General features: G+C 26.9%; 23 protein-coding genes and 5 tRNA genes. 23 read left to right on the top strand and 5 right to left on the bottom strand.

The window, feature by feature from the left end; all coding sequences use genetic code 11:
* From N3D74_02955 to N3D74_02940, 4 genes are all read right to left on the bottom strand, one after another.
* Window positions 1-987, bottom strand: a complete 987-nt coding sequence (locus tag N3D74_02955) for a thiamine pyrophosphate-dependent dehydrogenase E1 component subunit alpha (GenBank protein ID MCX8095132.1) — start codon at window positions 985-987, stop codon at window positions 1-3.
* Between the two features lie 142 nt (window positions 988-1129).
* On the bottom strand, window positions 1130-2923 hold the full coding sequence (locus N3D74_02950) for a sigma 54-interacting transcriptional regulator (GenBank protein MCX8095131.1): 1794 nt from the start codon (window positions 2921-2923) through the stop codon (window positions 1130-1132).
* Entirely contained in the window at window positions 2924-3511 is a 588-nt protein-coding gene (locus tag N3D74_02945) for a cysteine hydrolase (GenBank protein ID MCX8095130.1), read from the bottom strand. It lies immediately after the preceding gene.
* Window positions 3512-3546: 35 nt separating this feature from the next.
* Complete coding sequence (locus N3D74_02940) at window positions 3547-4821, bottom strand: MFS transporter (protein ID MCX8095129.1); 1275 nt, start codon at window positions 4819-4821, stop codon at window positions 3547-3549.
* A 178-nt stretch (window positions 4822-4999) separates the two neighbouring features.
* Between N3D74_02940 and N3D74_02935 the strand changes: the two genes are divergently transcribed.
* From N3D74_02935 to N3D74_02895, 9 genes are read left to right on the top strand one after another with little or no spacing between them, the layout of a single operon-like run.
* The gene (locus N3D74_02935) at window positions 5000-5848 is read left to right on the top strand and encodes a glycine--tRNA ligase subunit alpha (GenBank protein ID MCX8095128.1); all 849 of its coding nucleotides are present in this window, start codon (window positions 5000-5002) and stop codon (window positions 5846-5848) included.
* Entirely contained in the window at window positions 5838-7895 is a 2058-nt protein-coding gene (glyS, locus tag N3D74_02930; GenBank protein MCX8095127.1) for a glycine--tRNA ligase subunit beta, read from the top strand. Before N3D74_02935 ends, glyS begins: the two co-directional genes overlap by 11 nt.
* Before the next feature lie 13 nt (window positions 7896-7908).
* Complete coding sequence (ppdK, locus tag N3D74_02925) at window positions 7909-10581, top strand: pyruvate, phosphate dikinase (protein ID MCX8095126.1); 2673 nt, start codon at window positions 7909-7911, stop codon at window positions 10579-10581.
* Window positions 10547-11659, top strand: coding sequence for a deoxyguanosinetriphosphate triphosphohydrolase (locus N3D74_02920; protein ID MCX8095125.1), 1113 nt, complete (start codon window positions 10547-10549; stop codon window positions 11657-11659). Before ppdK ends, N3D74_02920 begins: the two co-directional genes overlap by 35 nt.
* Window positions 11656-13299, top strand: coding sequence for a DNA primase (gene dnaG / locus N3D74_02915; protein ID MCX8095124.1), 1644 nt, complete (start codon window positions 11656-11658; stop codon window positions 13297-13299). Before N3D74_02920 ends, dnaG begins: the two co-directional genes overlap by 4 nt.
* 3 nt (window positions 13300-13302) lie before the next feature.
* Window positions 13303-14397, top strand: a complete 1095-nt coding sequence (rpoD, locus tag N3D74_02910) for an RNA polymerase sigma factor RpoD (GenBank protein ID MCX8095123.1) — start codon at window positions 13303-13305, stop codon at window positions 14395-14397.
* A gap of 36 nt (window positions 14398-14433) precedes the next feature.
* Window positions 14434-14856 (top strand): ribosomal protein S18-alanine N-acetyltransferase, encoded by a 423-nt coding sequence (rimI, locus tag N3D74_02905; protein ID MCX8095122.1) that lies wholly within the window; start codon window positions 14434-14436, stop codon window positions 14854-14856.
* A complete protein-coding gene (locus tag N3D74_02900) occupies window positions 14857-15585 on the top strand; it encodes a hypothetical protein (protein ID MCX8095121.1) in 729 nt (242 codons plus the stop codon).
* Between the two features lie 21 nt (window positions 15586-15606).
* Window positions 15607-16467, top strand: a complete 861-nt coding sequence (locus N3D74_02895; protein ID MCX8095120.1) for a DMT family transporter — start codon at window positions 15607-15609, stop codon at window positions 16465-16467.
* Here N3D74_02895 and N3D74_02890 read toward each other — a convergent pair whose 3' ends face one another.
* Entirely contained in the window at window positions 16468-17145 is a 678-nt protein-coding gene (locus tag N3D74_02890) for a molybdopterin-dependent oxidoreductase (GenBank protein MCX8095119.1), read from the bottom strand.
* An 81-nt stretch (window positions 17146-17226) separates the two neighbouring features.
* On the opposite strand from N3D74_02890, the gene N3D74_02885 reads away from it, so the two are divergent.
* The 14 genes from N3D74_02885 to N3D74_02820 form a co-directional block, all read left to right on the top strand.
* A complete protein-coding gene (locus N3D74_02885; GenBank protein ID MCX8095118.1) occupies window positions 17227-17865 on the top strand; it encodes an S-layer homology domain-containing protein in 639 nt (212 codons plus the stop codon).
* On the top strand, window positions 17849-18613 hold the full coding sequence (locus tag N3D74_02880; GenBank protein MCX8095117.1) for a type III pantothenate kinase: 765 nt from the start codon (window positions 17849-17851) through the stop codon (window positions 18611-18613). The genes N3D74_02885 and N3D74_02880 overlap by 17 nt, the downstream gene beginning before the upstream one ends.
* Window positions 18610-19551, top strand: a complete 942-nt coding sequence (locus tag N3D74_02875) for a tRNA-dihydrouridine synthase family protein (GenBank protein MCX8095116.1) — start codon at window positions 18610-18612, stop codon at window positions 19549-19551. The genes N3D74_02880 and N3D74_02875 overlap by 4 nt, the downstream gene beginning before the upstream one ends.
* A gap of 11 nt (window positions 19552-19562) precedes the next feature.
* Window positions 19563-20459 (top strand): quinate 5-dehydrogenase, encoded by an 897-nt coding sequence (locus N3D74_02870; GenBank protein ID MCX8095115.1) that lies wholly within the window; start codon window positions 19563-19565, stop codon window positions 20457-20459.
* Window positions 20460-20475: 16 nt separating this feature from the next.
* The gene (gene greA / locus N3D74_02865; GenBank protein ID MCX8095114.1) at window positions 20476-21003 is read left to right on the top strand and encodes a transcription elongation factor GreA; all 528 of its coding nucleotides are present in this window, start codon (window positions 20476-20478) and stop codon (window positions 21001-21003) included.
* A 1-nt stretch (window position 21004) separates the two neighbouring features.
* On the top strand, window positions 21005-22459 hold the full coding sequence (gene lysS, locus N3D74_02860) for a lysine--tRNA ligase (GenBank protein ID MCX8095113.1): 1455 nt from the start codon (window positions 21005-21007) through the stop codon (window positions 22457-22459).
* Window positions 22460-22461: 2 nt separating this feature from the next.
* A complete protein-coding gene (gene trpS / locus N3D74_02855) occupies window positions 22462-23445 on the top strand; it encodes a tryptophan--tRNA ligase (GenBank protein MCX8095112.1) in 984 nt (327 codons plus the stop codon).
* A complete protein-coding gene (locus N3D74_02850) occupies window positions 23442-23663 on the top strand; it encodes a DUF2007 domain-containing protein (protein MCX8095111.1) in 222 nt (73 codons plus the stop codon). The genes trpS and N3D74_02850 overlap by 4 nt, the downstream gene beginning before the upstream one ends.
* A 90-nt stretch (window positions 23664-23753) precedes the next feature.
* Window positions 23754-23828 (top strand) — tRNA-Thr (locus N3D74_02845).
* A gap of 5 nt (window positions 23829-23833) precedes the next feature.
* Window positions 23834-23920, top strand: a tRNA-Tyr gene (locus N3D74_02840).
* A 1-nt stretch (window position 23921) separates the two neighbouring features.
* Window positions 23922-23997 (top strand) — tRNA-Gly (locus N3D74_02835).
* 7 nt (window positions 23998-24004) lie between these two features.
* Window positions 24005-24079 (top strand) — tRNA-Met (locus tag N3D74_02830).
* Between the two features lies 1 nt (window position 24080).
* Window positions 24081-24156: transfer RNA gene (locus N3D74_02825), tRNA-Thr, on the top strand.
* A 67-nt stretch (window positions 24157-24223) separates the two neighbouring features.
* On the top strand, window positions 24224-24288 hold a 65-nt coding region (locus tag N3D74_02820), incomplete at its 3' end, for an elongation factor Tu (GenBank protein MCX8095110.1).

The following is a 24288-nucleotide window of genomic DNA, read 5'->3' as shown; positions in this document are numbered from 1 at the left end:
CTAAAAATAGTCATAACCTTCATCAATTTCAAATAAATCTTCCAATGCCTCTTCTGGATAAGGATATTCACTTTCCTCAGCAAATCTAACAGAACTTTCGACTTCAATTTTTGCTTCATTCCAAATATTTTCTTTTTCAAAATTTGTCAAATAACCATTTTCATAAAGAAATTTTTCATACTTTCCAATAGGCTCTATCTTAAGAAATTCTTCTACCTCCTTTTGATCTCTATATAACATTGGATCACCAACAAAATGTCCTTTTAATCTGTATGTTTTTGCTTCTATTAATGTTGGTCCACCACCATTTCTTGCTCTATCAACAGCTTCTTTTACTGTTTCATAAACAAGAATGATATCATTACCATCTATTGTTACACCTTTCATGTTATATCCAACTGCTCTATCTGAAATGTTTTCTACTGAAGTGGTTTCTTTAACTCTAGCGGTTGATGCAAATTGATTATTTTCACAAAGAAAAATTACTGGTAAATTATATATAGAAGCCCAATTTAAAGATTCATGAAAAGATCCTCTATTTGACGCGCCATCTCCAAAAAATGAGATAACAACAGAATCTTTTTTAAGCATTTTTAAACCCATGGCAGCACCAACAGCAATTGGTAAACCACCACCTACTTCACCATTTGCTCCTAAAACACCAATAGAAACATCTGCTATATGCATTGAGCCACCTTTTCCTTTGCAGTATCCTGTTTTTTTACCATAAAGTTCTGCCATCATTTTGTCCATTGATGCACCTTTTGCTATCATATGACCATGACCTCTATGAGTTGATGTAATATAATCATCTTTACGCAAGTTTGCCATCGCACCAGTTGCTATTGCTTCTTCACCTATATATAAATGTATAAATCCAGGTAATTTACCTTGAAGAAACAGTTCCTCTGCTTTTAATTCAAAAGTTCTGATTCTTACCATAGTTCTATAAAGTGAAAGTAGAAATTCTTTTGAATAATTACCCATCAATACCTCCTTTCTTATATTTATCAAAATATAATAAGCAAATTTTGTGCCAAAAAATTTGATATAAAATTCTTAAATTTCTTTTATTATATGTAAAAATATTTAACAAAAATATGTAAATATTTGTTAAATTTTTTTACAATTATATTAATTTTTCTAATTTATATTTTTTTATGATTTTATATAAAGTAGGTCTTGATATTCCTAATTTTTTTGATGTTTTTGATATATTATAATCATTTTCTTTTAGTAATTTAACAATATAATCTTTTTTAATTTCCTCAAGATTTATATAATCTTTTAGATCTAATTTTTTTTCAAAAATATATTTAGGTAAATGATCTTTTGTTAATATTTCTGTTTCACTAATATTTATTGCTCTTTCAACTATATTTTGTAACTCTCTTACATTTCCAGGAAAATCATAATAAATCAAAGGTTCAATAAATGACTCATCAAAACCTTTTATATTTTTATTTAATGTCAAATTAAATTTATTTATAAAATGATTAATTAATATTGGAATATCTTCTTTTCTATCTCTTAATGGTGGAATATTAATATGTATTACATTTAATCTATAATATAGATCTTTTCTAAAAATTCCTTTATCTATTAAATCTTGTATATTTTTATTTGTTGCAGATATTATTCTGACATTCACCTTTAATGATTTTGTTCCCCCTATTCTTGTAATAACTTTATCTTCAATTGCTCTTAATAATTTAATTTGCAAAGATGGAGGAAGTTCATCTATTTCATCTAGAAAAATGGTTCCGCCATCTGCGAGTTCGAATTTTCCTGGTCTTCCTTTTTTATCTGCATCTGTAAATGCCCCAGGTTCATAACCAAAAAATTCACTTTCTGCAAGGTCCCTAGGAATTGCTCCACAATTCATAGCAACAAATGGTCCTTTACATCTTTCACTTTCAAAGTGTATTGCTTGGGCAAACATCTCTTTTCCTGTTCCAGTTTCACCTGTTATTAAGACTGTAGAATTTGATTTAGCTGCAATTTTTGCTATTCTTATAACTTCTTTAATCTTTTCACTCTCTCCCTTTATATCCTCGAAAGTAAATTTTGCTTCTGCTCCTATATATGATGTAACAAATTTTCTGACTCTTTCAATTTCTCTAAAGAAGTCTACAACTCCTATAAAATTACCATTTGAATCTCTTAAAACTACAGCAGTTTTAATAAAATGAAGTAAACCTCTTGATGGGCTTTCAATTATATATTCTTTATCTATATAACCTTTATGAGTTTTAAATACATTTAATATAACTGGGGTAAAATCGACTATTTCTGTTACATTTTTGCCAATTGCTTTCTCTCTATCAATTTTTAATATATTTGCGCCAACTTGATTAATATATAAAACATTTGCATTTTTATCAAGAACAAGAACTCCATCTTTATTACCCTCGGCAACTACCTCTGCAAAATGTTTAGATAATTCAATTTCTTTTAATGTATATTTTAAATTAACCTCATTCTCAATTGCATAAGAAATTAATTTTGCCAATTTTAAACCATATGAAGGATATTTATCTTTTTCACTTGAGATACTAATTAAACAAACTAAATTTCCATTTATATCTCTTATGGGTGATGCAGCACATGACCAAGATTTCAATATATGAAAGGTATGTTCATCTCCTAAAACTTCACATTCTTCGTTATTTTTAATTGTTTTTAATATTGCAGTTACACCTAATGATTCATCTATTACCATCCCTTCCTCAATAAAAGGTTTATTTTCAGCACTAAAAACTAACAGAATTAGACCATTATTATCAATTAGAGATATTGTGAAAGGATTTTTATCATCAATAAAATTTTCAAATAATTTTTTTGAAGTTTCTATATATATTTCAAAATTCTTTTTTCTTTTGTTTAATTCTTCATCATTTATTTTGTTAATGATATTTATCATCTAAAATAATTTTAACATATCTAATAAATTTTTTGTTGAAAGAATTTTTATTCCAACATCTTCCATGTCTTTTAAATTAGAAATTTGAATCTCTTCTGTTTTTGATTTTGTTCCATCAGATACAACTATAACTTCATAATCAAAAGAAATCGCATCAAATGCTGTTGTTCTTATGCAATTTGGAGTTTGAATTCCAGTCAAAATTATTGTTTTAATTTTCATTCTTCTTAAAATAAGATCAAGTTCTGTTTCAAAAAAAGCAGAAAATCTTCTTTTTATTACAATAATTTCTCCATTTAAAGGTTTTAACTCATCAACAATTTCTGATCCATGCTCTTTTTCAATTAAAAAACCACCTTTTTCATTAAATAGATCTTGTCTTGTTAAATCAATATCAATTCCTGATTTTCTATGCTCTCTTTTAACAAAAATCCTTGGTAAATTTTTAACTCTGAATATATTTAATATTTCCTTAATATTTTTGATAATATCTTTACATTCATCTACATATAATGGTGATAGTTTGTTTATAAAATCATACTGCATATCAATAATTAATAAACATATATCTTTTATTAAATTTTCCATATTATTTTAATTATATATAATTTATTTTCAATATTTTATTCAATTTTTTCTACATTCATGACAAGTTTATTTAAAAATGCACTTATTGCAACTATTACAACAAGAATACCAGATAGAAAAGCCATAAAGGACATTGCTCCTGATTTACCTTTTCCAAAGAAAGATAAAAATCTATTGTTATCCACAAAAAATTTCGAAATAACATTATCTATAATTGGACCACTAGTTATCATAGGAATAATTCCACTAAGTTGAGCTATCACTCTTCTTGCAGAAAAAACCCTACCTTGAAGTTGAGGTGGTATTTTGGACTGCCAAATTGCTTGACTTGAAGAATTTGTTATAACTCCAAGAGAAGAGATAATGAAACCAAAAATAGATAAAAGATAAAGAGATTTTGATAATGCAAATATTAATAGTGCTATTCCGCTAAACATTATTCCTCCTATTAAACCATAAACTTTCTTTTTTGTTCCTCCCCACAATGTCATTACTAACCCACCAACTAATCCTCCTAATCCAAAAAAAGTTTGAACAATACCTAATGCTAAACTGCTATTGTTCATTTTTGATAATATTAAAGGAGAAAATAAAGGATTAATAAAACCTTCAAAAAAATTTACAAATAAAAAAACAGTTAAAAGAGCAAGTAGATGCTTTTTAGTTAGAATAAATTTAAATCCAAATAAAGCATCTTTAAGAATACTTAATTTTTCTTCTGAATGGAACCTTTCAATTTTAGGTATAAATACATACAAAACTGATCCAATTGCGAATAAAAAGGTTATAATATCTATTATCATTATTCCTGATAGATTTATTATAGGTAAAAAAATACCAGCAAGTATTGGAGATATTATTACCGGACCATTTTCAACCATTGAAAAAAGTCCATTTGCTTTTCCGTATTCTTCCTTTTTTAACATAATACTTATTGTTACTGAATATGCTGGCCATTGAAAAGAGTTAAATATTCCTGAAACAAAAGAAGCAAAATATAAGAATGGAAGATTTAATTTATTCATAGTGTACAAAATAAATGTTAATATAGTTACAATTCCTGCTGCAAGATCTGGAAGGATTAAAGATCTTTTTAAAGGCCATCTATCAATAAGCGCACCAGCAATAGGTGAAAATATTAAATTTGGTATAAAAAACAAAGTTGTTATAATGCTAAATGGAGTTGCATTGCCAGTTGTTTTCCAAATCCAAATTGATAAACCAAATTGAGTCATACTTGAACCAACCATTGAAATAAATTGGCCTATAGACATTATCATAAATCCTTTAAATCCTTCTGGTTTTTTCATATCCACTTCATTAAATTTATTTTTTAAATCATAAATATATTTTAACATATATTAAATAAAATTAAATAATTTTATAAATTTATTAAAAAATTATAAAAAATTTTTACATAGGTTATATTTTTAAAACTTTATTTATTTTATTTTAATTGATACTAATTTATGGTAAAATTTTATGGATATGACTTTTCAGGATATTATAACAGAATTAAGAATATTTTGGAGTAAGGAAAATTGTATTATAGGCGAAGGTTTTGATATAGAAGTTGGTGCAGGAACTATGAGTCCTTTGACTTTTTTTGGAGTTTTAGGAAAAAAACCATATAGAGTAGCATATATACAACCTTCAAGAAGACCACAAGATGGAAGATATGGTGATAATCCAAATAGATTATATAAACATCATCAATTTCAAGTTATTTTAAAACCCCCTCCTGAAAATATAATAGAAATATATCTAAATAGTCTAAAAAGTTTAGGAATTAAAGAAGAAGAACATGATATAAGATTTGTAGAAGATAATTGGGAATCACCAACTCTTGGAGCATGGGGGGTTGGTTGGGAAGTTTGGTGTGATGGAATGGAAATTACTCAATTTACTTATTTTCAACAAGCAGGTGGAATTGATTTAGATCCTATTTCAGCAGAAATTACATACGGTCTTGAAAGAATTGCCCTTTTTTTACAAAAAAAGGAATCAATCTTTGAAATAAATTGGAATGAATCTATAAAATATAAAGATTTAAGATTAATTGAAGAAAGAGAGATGTGTATATATTCTTTTGAAGAAGCTAATACAGAAATGCTTGTAGAAACATTCAACTATTTTGAAATAGAAGCATATAGATTAATTGATAAAAATTTAGTTCTTCCATCTTATGAATATTGTTTAAAACTTTCACATATATTTAACATTCTAGATGCAAGAGGTTCTATTGGTTTAACAGAAAGAAATCAATATATAACAAGAATAAGAAACATAGCAAATAAATGTGCTGCTTTATATTTAAAGGTAAAAGATGGGAAATAAGCTTTTGATTGAAATTGGTGTTGAAGAAATACCTGCAAGATTTTTAAATGAAATTGGAGATTCTTTAAAGAGAAATTTTAAAGAATTTTTAGATTTAGAAAGTATTAAATATAAAAGTTTAGATGTTTTTTATACGCCAAGAAGATTAGTGATTTTTATTAATGAAATTTCTGATAAACAAGAAGATAGAATTTTAAAAATTAGAGGTCCAAAAAAATCGATAGCTTTTAATGAAAATGGTGAACCTCTTACTCCTCTTAAAGGTTTTCTACAAAAAAATGAAAGTAAAATTGAAGATATAAAAATAGAAAAATATGGAGATGAAGAATATGTTTTTATTGAAAAAAGAATTATGGGTAAAAATACAAAAGATTTAATAAAAGAAAATTTTGAGAAAATACTTTTTTCAATCCCAATAAAAAAACCAATGAAATGGGATTCTCTAATTTTTGTAAGGCCAATAAGATGGATTTTATCTATTTTGAATGATGAATTAATTAATATAAAAATTGGAAATATTGAAAGTAAAAAAGAGACTAGAGCATTATTAAAAACAATTAATGAAAAAGTAAAAATTGATTCAATTGATCAATATTTCGATTTAATAAAAAAGGAGGGGATTGTTTTATCTTTTGATGAAAGAAAAAAAATAATATTAGAAGAATTATCAAAATATGAGAGAGAGTTAGGAATTAATATAAATAAAGATGAAGATCTATTAAATGAAGTAACAAATTTAGTTGAATCACCCAAGGTTTTTTACTTTACACTTCCTTCTAGAGGTAAAGATTTACCTTATGAGATATTTTTAGAAATTTTAATAAAAGGAGCAAGAGTTTTTCCAGGAGATAAAAATGGAGAAATAATATATGCATTTGGAGTCCAAAATGGCATTTTCAAAGACTCAAACACAATCAAAGAAGGTTTTATGAATGTTGTTAAAGCAAAAATAGATGACGCTCTTTTTTTCTTTACAAAAGATAAAGAAATCCATATCAAAAACAGAATTGATGGTCTTAAAAATATAATTTTTGAGAAAAATCTTGGTACATATTATGATAAAACGATAAGATTGATTAAATTTTTAAAACATCTTTATCAAGATATAAAACTTACAGAAGATGAAAAGGCTATTTTAGACAGAGCTGCACTTCTTTCAATGTCTGATCTTACAACACTAACTGTGCAAGAATATCCAGAATTACATGGCATAATTGGTGGTTTTTTATGTATTGAATCAAGTGAAGAAAAAGAAATATGTGAAATTATAAAAGAATTTATTTATCCAAGAAAAAAAGACGATAAAGTTCCAGAATCTAAACTAGCAAAAATTCTTGGTATAGTTGATAGAATTGATACTCTCGTTGGAAGTTTTCTTGTTAAGTTAGAGCCCACATCTAGTGAGGATCCTATGGGATTAAGAAGAGTTTCACTCACTCTTCTAAAACTTCTTATCTCTTTTGAAAATTCAATTTCCATTAACAATTTAATTGACTATTCTTTGAAAACTTATGATGATTCTCTTAAAAAAGATTTTAATTATGATAATATATTGAAATTTATTAAAAATAGATTTAGAGGAATTCTTGAAGAAGAAAGTTTAAGTTATGACATAATTAACTGCGTTATTAATCTTGAGCCATTTATACCATATAGAACATATATAAATGGTAAATTTATAAAAAATGTTTATTATGATGATAAATTTAATAATTTTATTCTCGCTTATAAAAGAATATATAATATAACAAAAAATTATGATAACTATGGAGAGATTAAGGAAAATCTATTAGAGAAGGAAGAAGAGAAAAATTTATATGAATTGTATATGTCTTTAAAAAAAGAAATAGAAAAGAAAAATATATTTGAATTTGAAAAAATTTATAATAAATTTATTGAATCAGTTGATACAATAAATAGATTTTTTGACAATATACTTGTAATGGTTGAAGATGAAAAAATTAGATTTAATAGATTAAATTTGCTTAAAAATTTATTAAATTTATTTAGAAGATTTGGTTTTTATGAAGAGATTTTAAAACAATAGAAAGGAGTTTAATATGGGTAAGAGAATTTATGAGTTTGAAGAAGGTTCAAAAGAGATGAGAAATCTTTTAGGAGGAAAGGGAGCAGGTCTTGCAGAGATGACAAGAATAGGACTTCCTGTTCCTAGTGGTTTTACTATCACAACTGAGGTATGCAATGAATATTATAGTGTTGGAGGGAAATTTCCGGAAGGATTAAAAGAAGAAATATTGGAGTATTTAAATAAATTAGAGAAAAAAGTAAATAAAAAATTTGGTTCAAAAGAAAATCCTCTTCTTGTTTCGGTTCGTTCTGGTGCGCCAGTTTCAATGCCAGGTATGATGGATACAATTTTAAACCTTGGTTTAAATGATGAAACAGTTAAAGGACTTGAAGATTTAACAAAAGATAAAAGATTTGCTTATGATTCTTATAGAAGATTCATTTCTATGTTTGGTAATGTTGTTATGGGTATAAAGCATGAAAAATTTGAGGAGATTCTTGAAGATGTTAAGAAAAAATATAATGTTAAATATGATTCTGAAATTCCTTCAGAGGGTTTAATTGAAATAGTTGAAAAATATAAAGAATTATATAAAAAAGAAACTCAAGAAGAATTTCCTCAAGATCCATATCAACAACTTATGATGGCAGTAGAAGCTGTTTTTAAATCTTGGAACAACAAAAGAGCAATAGAATATAGAAGAATTTATAAAATACCTGAAACACTTGGAACAGCTGTAAATATACAAATGATGGTTTTTGGAAATGCAGGTTTTGATTCAGGAACTGGTGTTGGTTTTACAAGAGATCCATCAACAGGAGAAAATAAATTATATGGAGAATATCTTTTAAATGCACAAGGCGAAGATGTTGTTGCTGGAATAAGAACACCAAAACCAATTGATGAACTTAAAAAAGATATACCTTCTGCTTATGAAGAGTTGTTGAGAGTGAAAGATATTCTCGAGAAACATTATAGAGATATTCAAGATTTCGAATTTACAATAGAAAAGGGAAAATTATATATGCTTCAAACAAGAACAGGTCAAAGAACACCAATTGCTGCTGTAAAAATTGCAGTTGATATGTTTGAAGAAGGTCTTATAACAAAAGAAGAAGCAGTAATGAGAGTAGATCCTCATCAAGTTGAACTTCTTTTACATCCAATGATTGATCCAAAAGAAATTGTTAAGCCAATAGCAAAAGGTTTACCAGCATCTCCTGGTGCTGCTTTTGGAAAAGTCATATTTGATACAGATGAAGCAGCATTAAGGGGAAACAATGGAGAAGAAATTATTCTCGTAAGACCAGAAACTACTCCAGAAGATATTCATGGAATGGTTGCTGCAAAAGGAATACTTACAGCAAGAGGTGGAATGACATCTCATGCTGCAGTTGTAGCAAGGGGTATGGGAAAGCCATGTGTTGTTGGATGTGAAGAGATAAAAATAAATATGGAAGAAGGTTATTTTATTACTCAAGATGGTACAAAAGTTTCAAAAGAAGATTATATTACCATTGATGGTGGAACAGGAAGAGTAATTTTAGGAAAGGCACCTTTGATTGAACCAGAAATTGGTGGAAATTTAGAGAAATTACTTAAATTTGCTGATGAAATTAGAAAACTTGGTGTTAGAGCAAATGCAAATACACCACAGGATGCAATAAAAGCTAAAAAATTTGGTGCTGAGGGAATTGGATTATTAAGAATAGAAAGAATGTTTCTTGATCCAGAAAGATTGCCAATTGTTCAAGATATGATTATGGCTAGAACAAAAGAAGAAAGAGAAAAACATTTAAGAAAAATAATACCTATGATTCAAAAAGATTTTGAAGAGATGTTAGAGGTAATGAATAATTTACCTGTCACTATAAGACTCCTTGATCCTCCTCTTCATGAATTTTTACCCCAAAGAGAAAGATTAGAAGAAGAAATTAGAGAATTTAAAGAAAAAGGTGAGATTGAAGAAGTTAAAAAAAGAGAGAACATATTGAAGAGAGTAAAAGAGCTTTATGAACACAATCCAATGATTGGTTGGAGAGGTTGTAGAGTTGGAATAGTTTATCCTGAAATTTATGAATCAATGATAGAGGCAATTATAATGGCTGGAATAAATTTAAAGAAAAAAGGTCTTAATCCAATTGTTGAGATAATGCACCCACTTGTCTCTCATGAAAATGAATTGAAAATTTTAAGAGAATTAACTGAAAATGTCGCTAAAAAAGTAATAGAAAGAGAGGGAGTTGAGATTCACTATTTAATAGGGACAATGATTGAAGTTCCAAGAGCAGCAGTATGTGCAGATAAAATAGCAAAATATGCAGATTTCTTCTCATTTGGAACCAATGATCTAACTCAAACAGTTTTTGCTTTTTCAAGAGATGATGTTGAGGCATCTTTCCTTCCATTTTATATTGACAAAAAAATTCTACCTGAAAATCCATTTATGGTTTTAGATATTGAAGGAGTCGGTCAACTTGTTGAAATTGGAACTAAACTGGGAAAAGAAGCCAATCCAAAACTTGAAGTTGGAATTTGTGGTGAACATGGAGGAGAACCAACAAGTGTAAAATTTTTCCATAGAGCAGGTTTAGATTATGTATCTTGCTCTCCTTTCAGAATACCAATTGCAAGACTTGCTGCTGCTCAGGCTGTTATTGAGGAGAAACTTGCCAAAACAACAACATATCAGGATACTCGCTGAAAAATTAGAAGAAAAAAATTTAAGCCCTTTTGCAACTTTATCAAAAAATAGTAAAGGTAGAATTTTTAAAGAAGAAAAATGTGAAATAAGAACTGAGTTTCAAAGAGATAGAGATAGAATAATTCATTCAAAATCATTTCGAAGATTAAAAGATAAAACTCAAGTTTTCTTCTTTCCGTTAGGAGATCACTATAGAACCAGATTAACACATGTTCTTGAAGTTTCACAAATAGCCAGAGTTATTGGTAGAGCATTAAGATTAAACGAAGATTTAATAGAAGCAATCTCTTTAGGACATGATCTGGGTCATTCTCCATTTGGTCATATTGGTGAAGAGATTCTTGATAAAAAATATAAAGAATTTGTAAAAACAGGTGGTTTTAAACATAATGAACAATCTTTAAGAGTTGTTGATTTTCTTGAAGAAGGTTATGGAAATAAAAAGAAAACCGGTCTAAATTTAACTTGGGAAACTAGAGACGGAATTCTTATGCATTCAAAAGGTTTAAAAATTATTAAAGAGAGTGGAATTCAAAACATAAGCACACTTGAAGGAGAAGTTGTTGCTTACGCAGATAGAATAGCATATTTAAATCACGATCTTGATGATGCAATTAGAGGTGGAGTAATTAAAGAAAAAGATATTCCAAAAGAGATTAAAAGGTTTCTTGGAAAAGATAGTGGTAAAAGAATTGATAAGATGGTAAAAGATTTAATATTTAATTTTCTTAAAAATCATCAACTTAAATTTAGTGATGAGGTTATAGAAATTATTGATCTATTCCTAAATTTTCTAAAAGAAAGACTTTACTATAATAAAAAAGTTAGAGGTGATGAGATTATAAGAATAGAAAAAGTAATAAGTGATCTTTTTGATTTTTATATGGAAAATCCTAATAAAATTTTAAATTTTGTCAAAAAATATGAAAAACCAATATGTTTTAAATCTTGGGAAGATGCTTTAGATAATATAGAAATTAGAGCAAGATATGTATGTGATTACATATCTGGAATGAGTGATGAATATTTAATTTTAACTTATAACGAAAATTTCTTTCCTAAACCTTGGAGAACATGAAGAATATATTTGAGTTTGCTGAAGATTTAAGAGAAAAAGTAGATATAGTTGATTTTTTATCTCAATATTTAACAATAAAAAAAAGAGGAAAAAATTATGTTGCATTATGTCCTTTTCATCCTGATAAAAACCCATCTTTAAATATTTCAAAAGAGAAAGGGTTATTTCACTGTTTTGGTTGTGGAGTAGGTGGCACAATTTATCATTTTGTTATGAAATTGGAAAATGTTAATTTTGAAAGAGCAGTAGAAATTGTTGCAAATTGGGCTCAAATTGAAATTCCCTCTTTCGACTATTCAAAAAAAAACGAATGGGTATATACATTTCATGAAAAGTTAGCAAGTTATTTTAAAAGTAATTTATTAAATAATGAAAAACTCTTAAATTATTTATTCAATAGAGGTTTAGATATTAATGCTATAGAAAAATTTACTTTAGGTTATGCTCCACAAGATTTAAATGAATTTTTGAAAAAAGAAGAAATACCACAAGAAAAAATAAAAGAAACAGGTATTCATCCATATAAAAATTTTTCAAAAAGATTAATATTTCCAATAAGGAGTGTTTCAGGAAAAATAGTGGGATTTTCAGGCAGAGCTCTTGAAGGCGAAGAACCTAAATATATTAATTCTTTAGAGCCAATTTTTAAAAAAGGAGAAAATTTGTATGGGTTATATGAAAATAAAGAAGAGATTTTGAAAACAAAAGAAGCGATCTTAGTAGAAGGTTATATTGATGTTATTATTTTACATATTAAAGGAATTAAAAATGCTGTGTCATCAATGGGAACTTCTTTTACAGAGGAGCAAGGTAGAATTTTAAAAAGATTTGCAGATAGATTATATATCTCATATGATCCTGATCTAGGAGGTTTAGAGGGAACTAAAAGAGCTCTAGAAATTGGTGAAAAGTTTAATTTTGAAGTAAAAATAATTGAAATTCCAGAAAATATTGATCCAGATGAATATGTTTTAAAATATGGAAAAGATGATTTTATAATTTTAATTAAAAAATCACTAGATGTAATTAATTTTTTATGGAATGATACAGAAAAAAAACATAGAGGTGATGAAACTCTTGTTCCTCTTGTAAAAGATTTATTAGAAATTGCAAAAAGAATAAAAGATCCAACAAGAAGATTTGAAATATTGAAAAAAATTTCAGAAAGGACTGGTTTTCCAGAAATAGTGTTGCTTGAAGAACTTAAAGAGAAAAAAACAAAAAAATCTGAAGTTATAAAAGAACAAGAAAATATTCTAGAAAAGGAATTTTTGTTATATATAATAAAAAACAAAGAATTTTTTGATCTAATAAAAGATGAAATAGATGAAAATTATTTAACAACTAAAAAATATAAAGAACTCTTTTTAAAATTAAAAAATTCAAATGAATTTATTTTAATGGAAGATAGTTTATACAGAGAATTACTTTTTTCAGAATTTGAAATTGGTCCAAAACAAAACTTTTTTGATATAATAAAAAGATTGAAGTTCATCTATTTACAGAATCTCAAAAAAGAGTTATTAATTAATTTAGAGAGAGCAGAGAAAGAAAAGAAAGATGAACTTATTGATTATTATAAATTAAAACTTATTGAGATTGAAAAGGAGATTAAAAGTTTAAGATATAAGGAGGTGTGAATTTTGAGTAGTAAATTTAAACATGATGAAATATCAAGATTGATAGAGAAAGCAAAAGAAAGAGGAAATCTTTCTTATAATGAAATTTTTGAGACATTATCTTCAATTGAAGATCTATCACCAGAAGAAATAGATGAGATGTATGAATCGCTTATTGATAATGGAATTATTTTTGGAGACGAAAAAGAGATTGAACTAGAGGAAGAGAAAAGAAGAGAAGAATTAGAAAGATTAAAAGAAGGGATCGATCTAACTAAAGAAGAGTTAGGAGAACCTCTTGATCCAGTTAATTCATATCTTGTTGAAATAAGTAAAATTCCTTTGCTTACAAAAGAAGAAGAGTATGAACTTGCAAAAAAAATGAAAGAAGGCACTCCTGAGGAAAGAGCGGAAGCTAGAAAAAAATTAATTGAAAGCAATTTAAGACTTGTTGTTAGCATTGCAAAAAAATATATAGGACAGGGATTACTTTTCTTAGATTTAATTCAAGAAGGAAACTTAGGTTTAATTAAAGCAGCAGAAAAATTTGATTATAAAAAGGGTTGGAGATTCTCAACATACGCTACATGGTGGATAAGACAAGCAATTACAAGAGCACTTGCTGATCAGTCAAGAACAATAAGAGTTCCTGTTCATATGGTTGAAAATATAAATAGACTAAAAAAAATAACAAGGCAACTAATGCAGAAATTAGGAAGAGAACCAACTGACGAAGAGATAGCAAAGGAGATGGGAATTTCAGTTAAAAAAGTTCAAGATTTCAAAAGAGTTGCTCAGGTACCTATATCTCTTGAAACTCCAGTAGGAGATGATGAGGATACAACACTTGCTGATTTTGTAGAGGATAAATCGATACTTTCACCTGAAGAGGAAACAATTAAAAATTGTTCAAACGAAGAACTTCTTGAACTTTTAAAATTTTTACCTGAAAGAGAAAGAGAAATTGTAAAACTTCGTTTTGGTTTGGGGGGAGAAGTTCCACATACATTAGAGGAAGTCGGTGCAAAATTTAATGTAACAAGAGAAAGAATAAGGCAGATAGAATCTAAAGCAATAAGAAGATTGAGACAATTAATGAAAAAAGAGAGAAAAGTTTAAAATAATTTAATGGATGATCTTATTAATATAAGGCCTATGCTTAATAGAGATATTTTATTTGTTGTTGAAATAGACAGAAAATCTTATTCTCAACCATGGGGAGTTAATGAATTTTTTAGAGAAATAAATTATAACAGATTTGGAAGATATTTTGTTGCTGAGATTGATAAGAAAATAGTAGGTTACATAGGTAGTTGGTTTTTAGGTGATTTAATACATATAACAACAGTAGCAGTTGATCCTCAGTATAGAAGAAAAGGTATTGCTGAAAAGTTAATGAATTTTATTATAGAAATGGGAAAAAGTGAAAATGTTAAAAAGGTAGTTCTTGAAGTCAGAATATCAAATGTAATTGCTCAAAAATTATATGAGAAACTTGGTTTTAAAATAGAAAAAATTAAAAAAGAGTATTACCCTGATAATAAAGAAGATGCATATTACATGGTTAAGGAGATTTAAATGATTAAATTTGGAATAAAACCATTTAATGAACAAAAAATTATTGCTAGTTTATTAAAAAAATATATTGATGATGATGTTATAGTTCTAATTTCAGATCCAATACCTCAAGGAAATTTCATAAATTTAAAAGAAGGTAAAATTGATTTGGCTGTTGATTATTTAGGAACTCTTTATAACGCTGTTTTTAATTTTGAAGAAAAAATCCCCTGGGATAAAAAATTTATGATAGAAAGAGTATCAGAGGCTTTAAATGAATTTGGTATAGAAATTATAAATTTTTTAGGTTTTAGTAATGATTTTGTATTTGTTTCAAAAGAATATTTATGTAATAATTTAGAAGAATTATCAAAAATCTCTTGCAATTTCGTTTTAGGATGCCCCCCACCATTTATTGAAAGAAAAGATGGCATTCCTATATTAAAAAAATATTACAGTTTACAATTTAAAAATATAATTCCTATTAATGTTAATGAAATTTATGAATCATTACTTGATAATAGAGTAGATATTATAACTGGTTTTAAAACGGATTCTAAAATAGAAAAATATGATTTATTTATTATAAATGATAATAGAAATATTTTACCGCCATATGATGCAATTTTAATTGGTAAAAATATTGAATATAGTTTAAAAAATAAATTAACAACTTTTAAATTAAGTGATAGAGAAATTAGACACTATAATTACCTTTTTGATAATGGCGAATTAAAAATAGACATATAAAATTTTGTATAAAATTAATATATGGTATCTTATTTTTCTCTATTAGGAAGAATTATTTTAATTGGATTTGAAAGAGTAGTAATAAAAGAGCTAACTGATAAAAAAAACAATCTAGCTGTAACATTTATCTTCTTCTTTTTTTCAATTCCTTTTCTCTTTCCATTTCTTTTTATAAGTGAAAAGCCACAAAATTACCTCTTTTTAAAAAATGTATTATTTTCAAGTATAATATACACAAATTCATTTATTCTTTATGTAAAATCTATTTCAATTGAGGATGTATCGCTTGTTGCACCACTATATAATTTTAATGTTTTCTTTCTTGTTATATTGACATCAATTTTTTTAAATGAAAAAATTACAATATTAAAAATTTTAGGTCTTTCCTTGCTTGTTTATGGTTCATCATTTTTAATTAGAAAAGAAAATATTTTTCAATCATTTAATGCACTATATAAAAATAAAGGCGCAAAATATATGATTTTATCTTCTTTGTTAATTGCTATAGGCAGAACAGTTGATGGTTACTCTTCAAAAATAGGAGTTTCACCAATTTTTTATTCATTCTTTTTATATCTTTTTATTACAATAATTCTTCTATTTATATTACTTTTTTCTAAAAACATAAATGATGTAAAATTTCTTTTAAAGAATAAATTGTTTTTATCTATGTTTGCTGGTATAACAAATGCATATTCTTATCTATTTCTTTTAATTGCATTTAAAAAAATAGATATAAGCATTGCTGAGCCTTCTACTATGTTAGGTTCTATTATAACTCTTATTCTTTCAAAATATCTATTTAAAGAAAATATAAAATATAGGTTTATAGGGGTATTAATAATGATAATAGGTGCATATCTTATTTTTATAAAATTCTAACTATTTTGGATTTTCAATAAAAGATTTATCTAAGTCACCACTATTAGAAAAACCTCTTTCTTCCCAATATCCTTTATATTCTTCATTATCACTTACTTCTATTTTTGTTATCCACTTAATCCATTTATACCCCCATTTATCTTCTGCTACTAACTGAAATGGAAATCCCCTTTCAGGAGGGAGAATGATACCATTTATTTTATATGCTATTAATATATCTTTTTCATAAAAATAATTTAAAGGAAGAGAAGTTGTATATCCATCATATGCATAAAAGATTAAAACTTTTGCGTTATCTTTTATTTTTGATTCATTTAATAAATCTCTTACTAAAAACCCTTCCCATAAGACTTTTGCGTACCATCCTTCAACACAATAAATAGATGTGACTTTTTCATATTTTTGAAATTTACTTAAAATTTCTTCATATCTATAACTTTTTTCATTAAAAACTAATCCAGTAATAGTTAATTTATAACTTTTGATATCAATATATTGAGGTCCCTTAATAGAATTTTCTCTGAATGTGTTTATAGGTGATAATTTTTCTCCTTTATAATTTAAAATCTCCTCACTTTTCAATGTTATAATATCACTTTTACTTATCAAATAATCATTTAAAATAAAAATTATAAATAAGCTAACTATTAAGAATGATATTAATATTCTATTGTTCATGATAACCTCCTTGAAATTATTATAATTTTATCATAATTTAAATAAAAATAATTTAATAATAAATGTGTTAAAATTTAAAAGATGAAGAAATTAATATTTTTATTAATATTATTTTCAATTTTTCTATATGGAATAAAATTTAATGAAAAGATAGATTCAAAATATATTGATACAATTAATTATCTTTTAGACAAAGGCATATTAAAAGGTTTTCCTGACGGAACTTTTAAAGTTAATTGGGCAATATCACAAAGTGAATTTATTACTTTAATTGTTAGATGTAATATAAAATTTGAAAAAAGGGTTTCAAATAAAAATATTTATGAAAATGCAAAATTATTTATAATGGGATTATATAGAATGTTCATGAAAAAAGATAATAAAATTAAATTTTATGATTTTCAAAATGAATGGTTTCATCCTTTTTTGATTGAGTATTTAAAAATTTCTGATTTAAATGAAAATGAAATAGAACCGTTTTCATATATAAATATATATGATGCACTTTATCTATTAATAAAAGCATCAATTTATAAAGGAGAAATTCAACATATAAATTTACCTTTAGATGATAAAGAAAAAAGAGAAGTATTAATAAGTGCAGTTTCACATAAATTTTATCCAAGTGGATTACCATTTAATAATAAATTATCAAGAGGTGATGCATTTATTTTAATAGAAAATTATTTAAGGAGATTAGAAAATGCTTTTAACAATTGACATTGGTAACACAAACATTGTTTTAGGTTTATTTAAAGAGGAACAATTATTAAAAACTTATAGGTTATCTTCAAGAATTTTAAGAACCTCAGATGAATATGCAGTTGAGATAGCCTCCCTTTTTTTACTTGATAATATCTCTATAAAAGATATTGAGGGTATTATTATATCATCGGTAGTCCCGCCTCTTGATCCAATTATTGAAAAAACTTGTGATAAACTTTTTAATAGAAAACCAATTTTCACAAATCTTACTATGAAATTCCCAATTAAATTTGAAATAGAAAATTTAAACGAAATTGGAATGGATAGAGTTGTTGGTAGTTCAATGGGATATTTTATAACAAAAAGTGGAACAATTGTTGTTGATTTCGGAACTGCTACAACTTTCGATGTAATTAGAAAAGATGGCACATTTATAGGAGGTGCTATTGCTCCAGGAATTTTGATATCTTTAGAATCTTTAATTTCAAGAACAGCAAAACTTCCTAAAGTTGAATTAAGTATACCTCCTTCACCTATAGGAAAAAACACTGTAAATGCCATTAAATCAGGTATGCTCTATGGTTGGAGTGGTATAGTTGAAAGATTAATTTCAGAAGTTGAAGCATATTTAAATGAAAAAATGAAATTAATAATAACAGGAGGTGCGTCTCACTTTATATTACCTTTAATAAAAGTTGAATATATTTATGAGAGAGATTTAATATTAAAGGGCCTGAAATTAATCTATGATTTAAATAAATGAAAATAGAGTTTAATAGAAAATTAATAATTTTAGCACCACTTTCAAACTTTTCAGATACTGGGATGAGAGTTTTATCAAAAAGATTTGGTGCTGATATAACATTTACTGGAATGATATCTGCTTATGAAATTGTTAATAAAAGTGGCATTCCATTTAAAATTTTAGATGAAGAAAGACCAATTGCAGTTCAAATTTTTGGTAATGACCCATTCATATTAGAAAAAGCAGTTAAAATTTTAGGAACATTTCCTGATATTATTGATCTTAATTTTGGTTGCCCATCAAATTCTATTTTAATTAGTGGAAATGGGGGTTTCCTTTTACAAGATTTAAATAAATTAAAAGATTTAATAAAAAGTGTAATATATAATTCAAAAGTTCCTGTTTCAATTAAAATAAGAAGTGGATTCAATAAAAAAAATATGAATTATTTAGAAATTGGTAAAATATGTGAAAGTTTAGGTGTTTTCTTTTTGACAATTCATCCGAGAACCGTGGAAATGAAATACACCGGTAATGCTGATATAAATATAACTAAAGAATTAAAAATGAATTTAAAAATTCCAATTATTCATAGCGGAGATATACTTAATATAAAAGATTTAGAAAATGTCTTTGTAAAAACAAACTGTGATGGAGTAATGATCGGAAGAGGAGCTATCGGTAATCCATGGATATTTTTAGATTTTAAAAATTATTTATTTTATGGAAAATTACCTAGAAAAGTTTCTTTAGAGGAAAAAATAAAAATAATTATTGAACATATTGAAATATTAAAAAATTTATATACAGAAAATTATGCAATAAAGCAAATGAAAATTCATATTCCAAAATACCTTAAAGGTTATCCAGGGATTTCAAGATTGAATAAATTATTAAATGGAGTAAAATCAATAAATGAGTTAAAAGTATTACTTTATAATTTTAGAAAATTATAAAGAGGTGATTCATGAAAAGAGTTGTAAGTATCAGTTTAGGTTCATCAAAAAGAGACAAAAGAGTAGAAGTTGAAATACTTGGTGAAAAATTTATTCTTGAAAGAATCGGAACAGATGGAAGTAAAGAGAAAATGATCAATTTATTTAAAGAGTTAGATGGAAAAGTAGATGCATTTGGTCTAGGAGGAGCAGATTTATATATAAGTGTTGGAAAAAAAAGAACAACTTTAAAATCCATTGAAAAATTGATTAAAGAAGTTAAAATAACACCTGTTTGTGATGGTCAATTTTTAAAGGATACACTTGAGAAAAAAGCTGTGTTGTTTATGAGAGATGCAGGAATAATAAATAAAAATACAAAGGTGATGGTTATTTCAGGCGTAAGTAGATATGGACAAGTTGAGGGTTTTCTTGAAGTAGGTTGTAAAATATTGTATGGAGATCTCATGTTTTCTTTGAATCTACCATTTCCGATATTCAATCACAGTTTATTTATTTTTCTTGCTAGTATTCTTGTTCCTATTGCAAGAAACTTACCATATGAATGGCTATATCCAACTGGTAAATCTCAAGAAGAAATTTCACCTAAGTATGAAAAATATTATAAATGGGCAGATTTAATAGCAGGTGATTTTTTATACATTAAAAAACATATGCCAGACGATTTAAAAGATAAAATAATTTTTACTAATACTACAACAATTGAAGATAGAGAATTATTAAAAAGAAGGGGTGTAAAATATTTAATTACAACAACACCAGAATTTGATGGAAGAACATTTGGCACAAATGTTATGGAAGCACTTATATGTGCTTATACTGGAAAAAAACCAGATGAAATAACTGAATCTGAATACTATGAATTATTTGATAAATTAAATATTAAACCTAATATAATAGAATTATGATTTTAAGGAGGATATGATGACTTCAAAAGAGAAAAAAGAAGAGATAATAACTCCAAAAGGAGATAAAGTATATGTGACAAAAGAAGGTTTAAAAAGACTTGAGGATGAACTTGAATATTTAAGAAATGTTAAAAGACCTCAGATCGCAGAAAAACTTGAAAATGCTGTTCAAGCATTTGGCGAATTAACTGAAAATGCTGAATATGAAGAAACAAAAAGAGAGCAAGCCCTAATTGAAGGAAGAATTTCTGAGTTAGAAGAACTCTTATCAAAAGCCATTATAATTGATACAGATAAAATTTCAAAAGTTGCTGTTGGTATAGGTAGTAAAGTAAAAATTCTTGTAAAAAATCTAAAAGATAAAAGTGAAGAAACGATGGAATTTATGCTTGTTAGTTCTGTAGAAGGAGAACCTGATGAAAATAAAATTTCAATTGATTCACCTATTGGGGAAGCAATTATAGGAAAAAGAAAAGGAGATGTTGTTAAGGTGAAAATTCCAAAAGGTGAAGTTTTGATAAAAATTATCTCAATAGAAAAGTAAAATGGAAGAAAGAGATATAAGATTACAAAAATTAAAGGAATTAAAAGAAAAGGGAATTAATCCTTTTGAATATAAATTTGAAAGGACACACACAGCAGAAGATATTAAAAATAATTTTGATGAGCTTCAAAATAAAAATGTTAAAGTTTCTGGAAGAGTAATAACAGAGAGATTACATGGAAAAGCAAGTTTTATAACTATAAGAGATTTTACTGGTTCAATTCAAATATATTTAAACATTAACAATTTAGGTGAAGAATCTTATACTTTTTTCAAAAAATATATTGACCCAGGCGACTTTATAGGAGTTTCTGGTACTGTTTTTAAAACTCATACAGGAGAAATAACAATTAATGCAACTGAATTAAAACTTCTAACAAAATCGTTGCTACCTCTTCCTGAAAAATATCACGGAATTAAAGACATAGAGGTTAGATATAGAAAAAGGTATCTTGATTTAATTGCTAATCCACAAAATATTGAAATTTTTGTCAAAAGAAGTAGCATTATAAAAAAAATAAGAGATTTTTTAAATGAATTAGGTTTTATTGAAGTTGAAACACCAATGCTTCAACCTATACCTGGTGGTGCAACTGCAAAACCTTTTATAACTTTTCATAATGCACTTCAGGAAAATTTCTATTTAAGAATAGCACCAGAACTTTATTTAAAAAGATTAATCGTTGGAGGTTTTGAAAAAGTTTATGAAATTAATAGAAATTTTAGAAACGAAGGTATTTCAACTATTCATAACCCTGAATTTACCATGCTTGAATTGTATGAAGCATATTCAGATTACAAAGATATAATGGTTTTAACTGAAAATCTTATAAGCGAAGTTGTTTTATATGTTAATGGTAAATATGAACTAAATTATAATGGTTATGAAATAAATTTCGAACCGCCATGGAAAAGAATATCCTATAAAGAAATATTTGAAGAGAAGACAAAAATAAATATTGAAAAATTTAAAGATATAAATTTTGGAATTGATTATTTAAAAAAAGAAGGAATAGAACTAACAAAAAAACCAAATTTTAAAAATATAGTTGATGAAATTTTTAAAGAAAAAGTCGAAAAAGATTTAATAAATCCAACAATAATTTATGACTTTCCAATTGAAATGTCACCACTTGCAAAAAAGAAAAGAGATGATAATGGTTGGGTAGAGAGATTTGAAGTTTTTGTTAGAGGAATGGAGATTGCAAATGCTTTTTCTGAGTTAAATGATCCAATTGATCAAAAAGAGAGATTTTTAGAGGAAATTAGAGAGAAAGAAAAAGGTGATGAAGAGTCTCATTATTTTGATTCAGACTATATTGAAGCATTAGAATATGGTATGCCACCGACTGGGGGATTAGGAATTGGAATTGATAGATTAACAATGATAATTACAAATAAAGAATCAATAAGAGAGGTTATACTATTCCCTCAACTAAAATTTAAGGAGGAGTAAAAATGAAAAGAGTTGCTTCTGGAATGAGACCAACAGGAAAACTTCATCTCGGAAATTATTTTGGAGCTCTTAAAAATTGGATTGAACTTCAAGATAAATATGATTGTTTTTATTTTATTGTTGATTACCATGCATTAACAACAGGTTATGAAAAATCAAAAGAAATTAAAGAAAATATATATGAAATGGCTTTAGATTGGTTTTCCATGGGTCTTGATCCAAATAAAGCAACTGTTTATATTCAATCTTCAGTCATTGAAATTCCTATACTTCATTTAATTTTTTCAATGATTGTACCAATGCCTTGGCTTGAAAGAAATCCAACAGTTAAAGATATGATCAGAGATCTTGATTTAAAAGAGAATGTTGGATATGGATTAGTTGGTTATCCAGTTTTACAGGCTGCTGATATTTTAATTGTTAAAGGAGAATTGGTTCCTGTTGGAAAAGATCAATTACCTCATCTTGAATTTAGTAGAGAATTGGCAAGAAGATTTAATTTTTTGTATGGAGAATATTTTCCAGAACCACAAGCGCTTCTTACTGAAACACCTTTAATTTTAGGAATTGATGGAAAAAAGATGAGCAAATCTCTTAATAATCAAATAAATTTATCCGATAGTGAAGATATAATGATAGAAAAGGTTATGCAAATGATAACAGATCCCAAAAAAATAAGAAAAAGTGATCCAGGACATCCAGACATTTGTTCTGTGTTTTCTTATTATGGTAATTTTTATAAAGAGAAAATAGATATAGTAAGAGAGGAATGCGAAAAAGGGCTTAGAGGTTGTGTTGAATGTAAAAAAGAAATCGCAAAAAGAATTTATAAATATTTAGAACCATATAGAGAAAGAAAAAGTTTACTAGAGAAGGATAAAGATACAATATGGGATATTTTAAGAGAAGGTGGAAAAAGAGTTAAAAAAATAGCTGAAGATACTATTAATGGAGTAAAAAATTTAATGGGTCTTGATTATTTATGAATTTAATTAAATTAACCACAGTAAATGATCTTTTTTCTGCAGAATTAATAAAGGAATTTTTAGAAAAAGAAGGAATACCAGTTGTTATTAAAAGAACAAAGTGGTTTGATAACCCATATTTTGGAAGTACAGGTCCAAGAGATTTATATGTTGAAGAGAAAGATTTAGAACTAGCAAAAGATTTATTAAAGGAAAGTAATTTTGAATTAGATTTATAAAATACTTGACAAAGTTTATAAATTTGTTTATCATATTAAATGCTTCTTGACAAAAAGATATTCTTTAATATAATTTAAAGGATAGGATTTGCCGGTGTAGCTCAGTGGCAGAGCAGCTGATTTGTAATCAGCGGGTCGTGGGTTCGAATCCCTCCGCCGGCTCCATATGTGGAGAGGTAGCGAAGCGGTCAAACGCGGCAGACTGTAAATCTGTTGGCCATGCGCCTTCGTAGGTTCGAATCCTACCCTCTCCACCATGCGGGAGTAGCTCAGTTGGTAGAGCATCAGCCTTCCAAGCTGAGTGTCGCGGGTTCGAGTCCCGTCTCCCGCTCCAAATGGTTTGCGGGGTGGAGCAGTGGTAGCTCGTCGGGCTCATAACCCGAAGGTCGCTGGTTCAAATCCAGCCCCCGCAACCATGCCCATGTAGCTCAGGAGGAAGAGCGTGTCCTTGGTAAGGACAAGGTCAGCGGTTCGAATCCGCTCATGGGCTCCAGGAGATAATTGTTTAGAAGTAAAAGATTTAAATATAGTCTTTAATTTTTTATATTAGGAGAACGAATATGGCAAAAGAGAAATTTGAAAGAACTAAACCTCATGTGAATGTAGGAACCATTGGTCACATTGA

The organism is Caldisericia bacterium, from assembly GCA_026414995.1.
Taxonomy (GTDB): domain Bacteria; phylum Caldisericota; class Caldisericia; order B22-G15; family B22-G15; genus JAAYUH01.
Note: the sequence above shows the minus strand (reverse complement) of the source record. Positions and strands in the feature narration are given on the sequence as shown.

Bases quoted from the DNA above. Each gene is read 5' to 3' on its own strand.
- N3D74_02950 (MCX8095131.1), bottom strand. From the start codon at position 2,923: ATGATAAATATCATTAACAAAATAAATGATGAAGAATTAAACAAAAGA.
- lysS (MCX8095113.1), top strand. From the start codon at position 21,005: ATGGAAGAAAGAGATATAAGATTACAAAAATTAAAGGAATTAAAAGAA.
- N3D74_02875 (MCX8095116.1), top strand. From the start codon at position 18,610: ATGAAAATAGAGTTTAATAGAAAATTAATAATTTTAGCACCACTTTCA.
- rimI (MCX8095122.1), top strand. From the start codon at position 14,434: ATGCTTAATAGAGATATTTTATTTGTTGTTGAAATAGACAGAAAATCT.
- N3D74_02945 (MCX8095130.1), bottom strand. From the start codon at position 3,511: ATGGAAAATTTAATAAAAGATATATGTTTATTAATTATTGATATGCAG.
- N3D74_02935 (MCX8095128.1), top strand. From the start codon at position 5,000: ATGACTTTTCAGGATATTATAACAGAATTAAGAATATTTTGGAGTAAG.
- N3D74_02940 (MCX8095129.1), bottom strand. From the start codon at position 4,821: ATGAAAAAACCAGAAGGATTTAAAGGATTTATGATAATGTCTATAGGC.
- N3D74_02850 (MCX8095111.1), top strand. From the start codon at position 23,442: ATGAATTTAATTAAATTAACCACAGTAAATGATCTTTTTTCTGCAGAA.
- N3D74_02880 (MCX8095117.1), top strand. From the start codon at position 17,849: ATGCTTTTAACAATTGACATTGGTAACACAAACATTGTTTTAGGTTTA.
- N3D74_02900 (MCX8095121.1), top strand. From the start codon at position 14,857: ATGATTAAATTTGGAATAAAACCATTTAATGAACAAAAAATTATTGCT.
- ppdK (MCX8095126.1), top strand. From the start codon at position 7,909: ATGGGTAAGAGAATTTATGAGTTTGAAGAAGGTTCAAAAGAGATGAGA.
- greA (MCX8095114.1), top strand. From the start codon at position 20,476: ATGACTTCAAAAGAGAAAAAAGAAGAGATAATAACTCCAAAAGGAGAT.
- N3D74_02890 (MCX8095119.1), bottom strand. From the start codon at position 17,145: ATGAACAATAGAATATTAATATCATTCTTAATAGTTAGCTTATTTATA.
- N3D74_02885 (MCX8095118.1), top strand. From the start codon at position 17,227: ATGAAGAAATTAATATTTTTATTAATATTATTTTCAATTTTTCTATAT.
- dnaG (MCX8095124.1), top strand. From the start codon at position 11,656: ATGAAGAATATATTTGAGTTTGCTGAAGATTTAAGAGAAAAAGTAGAT.
- N3D74_02955 (MCX8095132.1), bottom strand. From the start codon at position 987: ATGGGTAATTATTCAAAAGAATTTCTACTTTCACTTTATAGAACTATG.
- N3D74_02870 (MCX8095115.1), top strand. From the start codon at position 19,563: ATGAAAAGAGTTGTAAGTATCAGTTTAGGTTCATCAAAAAGAGACAAA.
- N3D74_02895 (MCX8095120.1), top strand. From the start codon at position 15,607: ATGGTATCTTATTTTTCTCTATTAGGAAGAATTATTTTAATTGGATTT.
- trpS (MCX8095112.1), top strand. From the start codon at position 22,462: ATGAAAAGAGTTGCTTCTGGAATGAGACCAACAGGAAAACTTCATCTC.
- glyS (MCX8095127.1), top strand. From the start codon at position 5,838: ATGGGAAATAAGCTTTTGATTGAAATTGGTGTTGAAGAAATACCTGCA.